The 8,167-nt window shown below is 32.5% G+C and carries 9 protein-coding genes; 1 reads left to right on the top strand and 8 read right to left on the bottom strand.

The features are described from left to right. The 3 genes from Q4566_RS16845 to Q4566_RS16835 all read right to left on the bottom strand — a co-directional run. On the bottom strand, window positions 1-356 hold a 356-nt coding region (locus Q4566_RS16845; protein WP_303423714.1), incomplete at its 3' end, for a transposase. Window positions 357-541: 185 nt separating this feature from the next. Beyond that, window positions 542-1,054 carry a hypothetical protein gene (locus Q4566_RS16840; RefSeq protein ID WP_303423712.1) on the bottom strand — a complete coding sequence of 171 codons (513 nt, stop codon included), beginning with the start codon at window positions 1,052-1,054 and terminating at the stop codon, window positions 542-544. Between the two features lie 389 nt (window positions 1,055-1,443). Continuing rightward, window positions 1,444-1,671, bottom strand: coding sequence for a PLDc N-terminal domain-containing protein (locus Q4566_RS16835; protein ID WP_303423710.1), 228 nt, complete (start codon window positions 1,669-1,671; stop codon window positions 1,444-1,446). Window positions 1,672-1,914: 243 nt separating this feature from the next. Between Q4566_RS16835 and Q4566_RS16830 the strand changes: the two genes are divergently transcribed. Next, window positions 1,915-3,492, top strand: coding sequence for an IS1182 family transposase (locus tag Q4566_RS16830; RefSeq protein ID WP_303423708.1), 1,578 nt, complete (start codon window positions 1,915-1,917; stop codon window positions 3,490-3,492). A gap of 50 nt (window positions 3,493-3,542) precedes the next feature. On the opposite strand, the gene Q4566_RS16825 is transcribed toward Q4566_RS16830, so the two are convergent. The 5 genes from Q4566_RS16825 to Q4566_RS16805 all read right to left on the bottom strand — a co-directional run bounded on the left by Q4566_RS16825 (window position 3,543) and on the right by Q4566_RS16805 (window position 8,089). Further along, window positions 3,543-4,109, bottom strand: coding sequence for a DUF4269 domain-containing protein (locus Q4566_RS16825; protein ID WP_303423706.1), 567 nt, complete (start codon window positions 4,107-4,109; stop codon window positions 3,543-3,545). A gap of 226 nt (window positions 4,110-4,335) precedes the next feature. Next, window positions 4,336-4,962 carry a DUF4145 domain-containing protein gene (locus Q4566_RS16820; RefSeq protein ID WP_303423704.1) on the bottom strand — a complete coding sequence of 209 codons (627 nt, stop codon included), beginning with the start codon at window positions 4,960-4,962 and terminating at the stop codon, window positions 4,336-4,338. 143 nt (window positions 4,963-5,105) lie between these two features. Further along, entirely contained in the window at window positions 5,106-6,083 is a 978-nt protein-coding gene (locus Q4566_RS16815; RefSeq protein ID WP_303423702.1) for a hypothetical protein, read from the bottom strand. A gap of 175 nt (window positions 6,084-6,258) precedes the next feature. Then, complete coding sequence (locus Q4566_RS16810; RefSeq protein ID WP_303423700.1) at window positions 6,259-7,446, bottom strand: TlpA disulfide reductase family protein; 1,188 nt, start codon at window positions 7,444-7,446, stop codon at window positions 6,259-6,261. A 262-nt stretch (window positions 7,447-7,708) separates the two neighbouring features. Continuing rightward, window positions 7,709-8,089 carry an alpha/beta hydrolase gene (locus Q4566_RS16805; protein WP_303423716.1) on the bottom strand — a complete coding sequence of 127 codons (381 nt, stop codon included), beginning with the start codon at window positions 8,087-8,089 and terminating at the stop codon, window positions 7,709-7,711. Between the last annotated feature and the right edge of the window lie 78 nt (window positions 8,090-8,167).

Below are 8,167 nucleotides of genomic sequence, written 5' to 3'. Positions count from 1 at the left end.
AGCTTTTTTTTTAACTCATTTACCGATTTATAACCTAGTTGCTCGGCAGCCACCTCAAGGTAGGAGTCTAGCACCAAGGCATCTAAATCCTTTTTTAGTAAGAGATCTTTGAGTTGTTTGATTTCCTTTTGAAGGGCTTTGATTCTAGTAATTTCGTCTTTAGTTTCCACTTTGATTCTGGTGTTCATCAGGTCCTTACGGTTATACTTTTTAATCCATTCATTGATTGTAGTAGGATTGATACCGTAAGTTTTACCTAGTTGATACTTGTTTGTTTTTCCGGTAGTAAGTTCGTCTAAAATCTTGAGTTTAAAAGATTCTGAATACCGTCTGATTACTTTGTCATTTTTGTACATAATGTTTAAAATTATGTAGCCTTTATTCAGGACGGGTCATTATGTTTGCTAACGTGTTTGTATAAGAATAGTTGCGGATTTGCATAAGATCAATTTCTTTTGGAAATTCAGATGCAGCAAAAACGCAACTACCTTTGTTTTAGCAATTAACCGCAATTATTTTTATACGGTGTTGGTTGCAGTTATTAATAGCCGTATGGGTTTTTTTGAACTGTTCCAGTTTTTACTTTTTGTCCATAAGAATTGTATCTGTAAACATCCGTTCCTCCATTGTAATTCTTTTCATTAGTTCCAGTTTTCACCTTTTGCCCGTAAGAATTATATTCATAAACATCCGTTCCTCCGTTGTAGTTTTGTTCATACGTTGCAGCTTTTTGCTTTTGCCCGTAAGAGTTATAATTATATTGGTCAACTCCTCCATTATAATTATTCTCATAAGTTGAGGCTTTTTGTTTTTGTCCGTATGAGTTATAGTTATAATAATCTACTCCGCCGTTATAATTTGATTCAGCCGTTCCAGTTTTTTGTTTTTGTCCGTAAGAATTATAGTTGTAATAATCTGTTCCGCCACTATAATTATTTTGGCTTGTTCCAGTCTTTTGTTTTTGTCCGTACGAATTGTAGTTGTAAGTGTCATATTGAGCAAATAAAAAATTTCCACTTAATAAAAGTCCAATTGTCAAGATTAAAGATTTCATAATTTTTAATTTATTGATTAATAATTTCGTTTTTAGTTGGTCTAATTGCAACCAACGATTATGTATAAGGAAAGTTGCGTGTTTGTGTGCGAGGATTTTCCGAAGGAAAATCAGAAGCTAGCAAACGAGCAACTAACTTTGGCTTAGCTAAAACTAGCAATTTTTTTTATACGGTGTTAGCTTTTAGTGCTTTTTTATCCGCGCAATCTTGCGTTCCGATTTCTTTTTTCAGTCAGTTTTTAATTCAGATAACTTGCTCAATTTTCGCAGTATTTTTTATTCAGATTTGAGTGAACAATTCCGAAACTTGCTAAATTCCGTTTGAGTGAGAATTCGAGTTTTCAATTCGGTTTTCGATTCTGCAAACGAGCTAAAGAGTTAAGTTTTTTTTAAGTTAAACTAGTATTATTTGTTTTTGGTAATTTCTGTTTTCTTCCAAAAATAAAATATAAAAAAGCTCCAAAAAAGCTCACAAGTAAAACTACTAAAAGCCATACAATTTTGTTGTTTCCAGAGAATTCATTTCTTACAATGTCAATAAGAGCGATAATCGTTGGCAGAAGAAAAAATAATATTAAAATTAGTTGAAAAGGTCCAATCGCTAAAAAATAGTTCATAATTTTTTGTTTTAATTTATATCCGTAATTTTTGTCAGCATTAAAGCTAACGTTTTGGGCTATGGTTTCGTTGCGTGAAAATCCGCGAGGATTTTCCGCCGTGCACCGAAGATAGCAAATTTGCGAGGACTTTCCGAGAGGAAAGTCAGAAGCAATGAACTATAGCCGGTGTGCCTGTTGCACAAGTTAAGAAAAAAGGTTTTATGACATTGTATAAAAAAGTCTGATTTCTTATCTTTATATATGCAGGGAAAAAAGACTTATCAAGAGAAGCTATTCAATCAATTTAGACTTAGCGAACGTGTGCCAGAAGACAATTTCTACCGTCGGCTTCATACAGCTATAGATCTTAACTTTCTTTATAAAACCACCAAAAAATTCTATGGGTCAAGCGGACAAAAAAGCATCGATCCCATCGTGTTTTTTAAGCTTTGTTTAGTGGGGTATTTAGAGAATATAACTAGTGATCGTAAGCTTATTGCACATTGCAGCATGCGTTTAGATATTCTGTATTTTTTAGGCTATGATATCGATGAGGAATTACCGTGGCATTCTACCATTAGCCGTTCAAGACAATTATTTCCAGAAGACGTATTTGAATCTGTTTTTATAAAGGTTTTTGAATTATGCGTATCAGCTGGTATGGTCGCTGGCCATACCCAAACTATCGATTCTGCTCCTGTAAAAGCAAATGCTTCCATGGATACTTTAGAACTTAAAGTTCCTGAAGACGATTTAGAACATCACCTGCGCCAAATTCGTACCATTAGCAATCGAGACAAAAACAAGCCTTTAAGACAATCTAAAGAAAATAAAGCAGATAAAAATCAGCAAACCTTATCTGCATCTAACAAGGAATTACAAGCTATAAAAAGCCGTAATACCAAATGGGCAAAAGATCAAGATGCTCGTCCAGGAGCCGGCGCTAAAGGCAGTCGCTACACCAGTAATAAAACACATTATAGTCCCACAGATCCTGACGCACGTATTAGTGTTAAACCCGGCAAAGCAAGAAAACTAAATTATCTTAGTCAGCTTACTGTAGATACGGCAAACCATGTAATAAGCGATATAAAAGCATACCATGCAGACGGTAAAGACAGTCAGCACTTACCAGATATAGTTAATCGCGTAAAACAACGGCTTTGGAAATCACAACTTGTTTGGGAAAATTGTGTCGCAGACACAGGCTATAGTAGCGGTGAGAATTATGCTTTTCTAGAAGCAATAGGTTTAAAAAGCTTTATACCACCTCATGGTACATATAAAGGTGGTCCAGATGGGTTTACTTATGATAAAGACAAGGATCATTACACTTGTCCAGAGGGTAAAATCATACCTTTTAAAAAAGTGTTTATTGAAAAAAAGAATAACACCAAAAAGAAGGAATATCGCGGATCAAAACAGCTGTGCATAGACTGCCCAATCCGCACAGCATGTTTAGGAAAATCAGCTCAAGAAAAGAAATTTACAGTCACATATTATCGAGAGGAATACGAGCGGAATATAGCCCGAGTAGAAAGTAATCAAGGACGCTATATGAAAGGAAAACGGCAAAGTACCGTAGAACCTGTCTTTGGCACCCTGACACAATTTATGGGCTTAAACAAGGTAAATACCATTGGAATCAAGCAAGCTAATAAGTGCATGCAGCTCTCAGCGATAGCCTATAATCTTAAAAAGTATATGAAATTTATAGAAAAACGCTCTAAAAGTGGTGCAGGAGTACTTGCGCTTTATTTTAGTCTCAAAAACACCTTTTATAAAGCTATTAATACCTTTTTAAAACCTTATAAATCACCTGAAATTTTAAGTGTATAAAAATAAAAACCGTCTCTAAAGACGGTTTTTAATTATAGTTATACTATTTTTTATGGGCTTGTGCAACGGTTACCATTGTTGCCCACAGTTTTTATTTCCAATTTTAGTAATTCAGTATATGGATTTCCTTTCAAACCTAATAGTTCGGCAAAAGCTGGTTCCGTTTTTAATCCGTCAGATTTTAATTTTTTTATTTTCTTCTTAAAGTCAGCTCCTTTTTCGTTTAAAATTCTGTTTTCAATAATCATATGTCGATAAGCGTTTTGCTTTTCGGTTGGTATATTTTGTCCGAAAATTTCAAACAAAAAATTGTCGGTTTTAAATTCCGCAACAGTTGATTCAATTCCGTTTTGGTTTTTTGAATAAACTTTAAAATTTTCTTTTTCTGAAAACTCCTTTGTCAAACAATTTTTGAATTCAGAATGATTTTCGCATTCACAAATAATATCTAAATCGCTTTCGGGCAAATCAATTCCGATTGGAATAGTTCCAGTCAGAATCGGATTATATTTTTCAAGTATTTCAAAAATTCTATGATGTTTGATTTCGTAAAAAGCGAGTTTTTGTCTTTCGTTTCCGTGCTTTAAATATTCTATATTTCTAAAATTTTCAATCAATGTCCGAATTTTTTTCAAATTGTGGGCAACGTCTCGTATATGAAAAGTAGCGCTGAAAATAAGCTGTTACTTTTCGGACTAAACACAAGCCGAATTTTTAAATTTTACTATTTATTTTATTTTTGAGAAATCGTCAAATTTAAAAATTTGGCGACTTTCCAAAAATGCCCTAACCATAGTTTTAGTAATGACTTGCGCTATTTTTTATATACATTGTTGCCCATAGTTATTTCCCATCTCGCTTATTAATTCCATCTATTTTGTTAGATGGTAAACTTTTATAAATTCCGCTAACTCTCTTAGGCAGAGCAATCATATATTCTACAATTACATTTGTTAAGTCAAATAGCTGCCCTACAACTTCAGGATTGTCAGTTTCAATTTGTCCTGGGTGGACTGCATCATTTCCAGTTACTCGAACAACATCAAGAGATTGTTGCACAATTTCAGGAAGGCCTTTTTTTACAAGATTTCCAATATCTGCATTTATATTATTCCCCTTTTCGCCCAATTCTTTACATAAAACTTGAATTCCTAAACGAAGAATGGCGGCAGCTCCTCTTGGAGATTTATTGCTTATCGATGCAGCCTCCAAATATAATTTTTTAACATCATTCGGCATCTCAGAATTAGGAAATGGACAATTTCCCGTATCAGGATAGAGCATTTGAGTATATCTCCATATAGTTATTTCATTACAATGTTGACAATTCCCAATTATAATTTCTCGGTTTTGTTGTTCACCGTATGTATCAAAATGTCTATCGCGAGACAGCCAATCTTGCTTCGCAATAGTACCACAATGCGGGCAAGTAAAAGAACCTAAAAAATCTTCTGGTTGTATGTATGTCATAGTTTTTCTTTAATTGTGGGCAACGTTTATGTATAAGAATATTTGCGGGTTTGTATGCGAGGATTTTCCGAAGGAAAATCAGACGTTACAAACATGCAACTACCTTTGATTAAGCACTAAACCGCAATTATTTTTATACGGTGTTATGCATTGTTTTTTTTATCTCTTTTTTTTTGTTTTTCAACCATTTTCTGGAAATATTCGTCACGTTTTTTAAATGATTTTTTTGTTCCAATTACTTTTCCGTCTGAAGCTAAAATATAGTTTATTTCCCATTTGTTTTCTTCGTTAAAGAAGAACTGAATTTTTTCTGCTTTTAACTGTTTGATAGAAATTTCCACTTCTTTTTTCAAGGTTTCAATAACCTCTTTTTTAAATGCGTTTATTGCAACATCTGGATTTCGAGTAGTTACAATTAATTCTACTTTTGATTTCTTAATTGGAATTTCTACAACAAAGTGAATCGGTCTATTTTTAGGAATCATTTCTTTGACAGATTTCCGAATAGCTTTTCCAATTAGATTGTAGAATTTAACCAAATCCTCTCCAATGGCTTCTCCTAATTTTTCAGGAATTTTTCTAAGTCCTATTCCAAGTGCAATTCCAATTATTTCAGTTAATTTTAGAACAATTTCAGGGTCTGGTATTTCGGATTTTCTAATAAATTCAGAGCCTTTAATTTCTAAGTCCGATTCTGATTTTAGGTTACTTATAAATGCTTGTCCTTTTTCAAAGGAACCAAGATTTATTGGGTCAATCTGAACTTCAATAGTTTCTATCGGTTCAAATTCACACTCTATAAATGGAAAATTTTCATCAGAAAATGACATTTCAATTAGTTCCAATCCATTTTCCAATATTGCTGTTTTACTAATGTCAAAATATTCTTGGTCAGCAACTAAATAATATGCTCCATCTTTTTCAATTACTTCTCCATTACTTATTCTTCCCATCGGTGGAAAATTTCGATTATGGTCAAGACCCAATCTTGGTTTTCTTTTTCCATTTATGAATTTGAGAGAACTTTGCAAAGCTTCTTTCGTAATAACGTGTCCGTGCTTGTCTATATTCGATGAGCTTAAAACATACCTTTGCGAGTATTTTGTCTTTTTTTCGTTCATAAATGTTGGTTAGTAACGGTGTTTCTCAAATAATGCATAACGTTTATGTGTAAGGATAGTTGCGTGTGCAAGCAACTAACTTACTAAAAATGGAATAAACCAGAGGAAAATCCGTAGGATTTTCCAAGTAGGCTAGAACCAAGCAATTATTTTTACACGGTGTTACCATGTGTTTTTATAGATTATCTTTGATTATTTCTTCAATCTTTTCTTGGTCAAATCCAGACTCTAAATAGATGATATTTCCTTTTTTGTTTATAATCATAAACGTGGGTGCAGATTGAACCGAATAATTGCTAGCTAGTTTTTTTCCTTTATATAATACTGGGTAATCTATTCCAATTTTAGAAACATATTCTTGAAGATTTTCCCTAGGAAAATCTTCATTAAATTCCACACCATAGAGTAAAAAATTATCATTTTTAAGTTTTTTGTTCAATTCATTAAGTTTGGGAATGGCCTTAACACAAGGTCCACAGTACTTAAACCAAAATTCTAATAAAACAACATTCCCTTTGAATGTTGAAAAGTCTACTAAACTATTATTATTTAAGTCAGGGATTTTGCACTCTACTATACTTTTACCTATAAAAGAACTTTTCGGTTTTCCATTTAATGAATATTGTTTTTGAAGTAAAGCACGAAACTCTTTCGTATTCATTATTTGATAATCAGTAGGAATTAAAGACCCATCCCATACTTTGCTATCTGGCATATAATCAAAATCAAAATTTTCAAAGGTATTACTTAATGTTCCTGTTGGACCATTATTCATTGTCATCATTCGAGGTAAGAAATCTTTTTTATTAATGATTAGTAAGTATCTTGAATCAAATGACATTCCATTTTTTAAAACCAATTTATCCCAATCTAAAAACCCATTTTTATAAGACAAATCAATCACGTAGTTTGCTTCATTATTGATTATAGTGTCTTTTTTTCTTGTTATAATGATATTTTCCTCTACTAATATTTCAGGTAAAATTTTTTTAAGGGGGTATAAAGTTAATAATAAAGGGTTATTGATATCAGGTGAATCATTTACAACTGCAATTTTTTCATTATTCACCAAGGCTGTATGTATGCTTCGCTTTCCATTATATATGAATACCCCATGTTCAGAATCATCATTTATGAGAAATCTTGGTATAGTACTCGGTGACTTTTTGAAATCGAAAAAGAAGGTTTTTGTTTGGTCAAGATAAATTTTCCCTGACTCAGTTCCTTGAGATTTTGAAAGGTATCTAACTTTTTCAATTTTATTTAATTCAGATATTGTTTTTTCAAGAATAGCCTTATTAGTTTCTTGACAAATTGAATTAAGAGTGATTAAACAAGTTAAGCAAAGTAGGCCTTTTTTCATTGATTGAAATTTTAAAATTAAAATCGAAACTAATTTAAAATTGATTATTTAATGTTAAAGAAATCTCAATTGAGAGTATTTTAGGTTTTTCGGATTTTTCAACAAATGTATGGTAACGGTCAAGTATAAGCGTAGTGCGGGATTAGAAGCACTTTACTTTCAATTTGCCGATATGTTTATTAATATTCAATTCGTTCAAATTTAGTACTTTAGCCCGCATTACGCTTATACAATGTTAGCGGCTGGCTTTATTTGAATTCCCTTATAATGATTCAATGTCTTTAGCAACTATGGTCAAATCATTATTTAGTTGATGTCCACCTTTCTCAATCTCGCGATATATCGCTCGATTTAATTTTTCTTTGTAATCTTGAAGTTGCGAAAATGGTATTTCTTCATCGTCTTTACAATGGTAGAAGAACATCGGTACATTATCTGGCAGTTTGTCGGCAAAATTATCTTTAAGCATTAAACCCTGTATCCAATCATCATTACCATTCCAATAAGGTGTAGCGATTAGAAAAATTCCTTTCAACTCGGTTTGAACGGGATTTTCGGACAGAAACTTTAATATCATTGATGCTCCAAATGAATGTCCTACCAAAATCAAATTCTTATCGTTCTCCGAAATTTTTTCGCCAATTTGTGAGCTTCCCCATTTTAGAACTGCTTAATTTTCTAAAACTAGTTTAAAATTACTGTTTTTAATTCTCTTGGGGCT

Source organism: Tamlana sp. 2_MG-2023 (assembly GCF_030548465.1).
Taxonomy (GTDB): Bacteria; Bacteroidota; Bacteroidia; order Flavobacteriales; family Flavobacteriaceae; genus Pseudotamlana.
Note: the sequence above shows the minus strand (reverse complement) of the source record. Positions and strands in the feature narration are given on the sequence as shown.

Bases quoted from the DNA above. Each gene is read 5' to 3' on its own strand.
- Q4566_RS16840 (WP_303423712.1), bottom strand. From the start codon at position 1,054: ATGAAATCTTTAATCTTGACAATTGGACTTTTATTAAGTGGAAATTTT.
- Q4566_RS16835 (WP_303423710.1), bottom strand. From the start codon at position 1,671: ATGAACTATTTTTTAGCGATTGGACCTTTTCAACTAATTTTAATATTA.
- Q4566_RS16830 (WP_303423708.1), top strand. From the start codon at position 1,915: ATGCAGGGAAAAAAGACTTATCAAGAGAAGCTATTCAATCAATTTAGA.
- Q4566_RS16820 (WP_303423704.1), bottom strand. From the start codon at position 4,962: ATGACATACATACAACCAGAAGATTTTTTAGGTTCTTTTACTTGCCCG.
- Q4566_RS16815 (WP_303423702.1), bottom strand. From the start codon at position 6,083: ATGAACGAAAAAAAGACAAAATACTCGCAAAGGTATGTTTTAAGCTCA.
- Q4566_RS16810 (WP_303423700.1), bottom strand. From the start codon at position 7,446: ATGAAAAAAGGCCTACTTTGCTTAACTTGTTTAATCACTCTTAATTCA.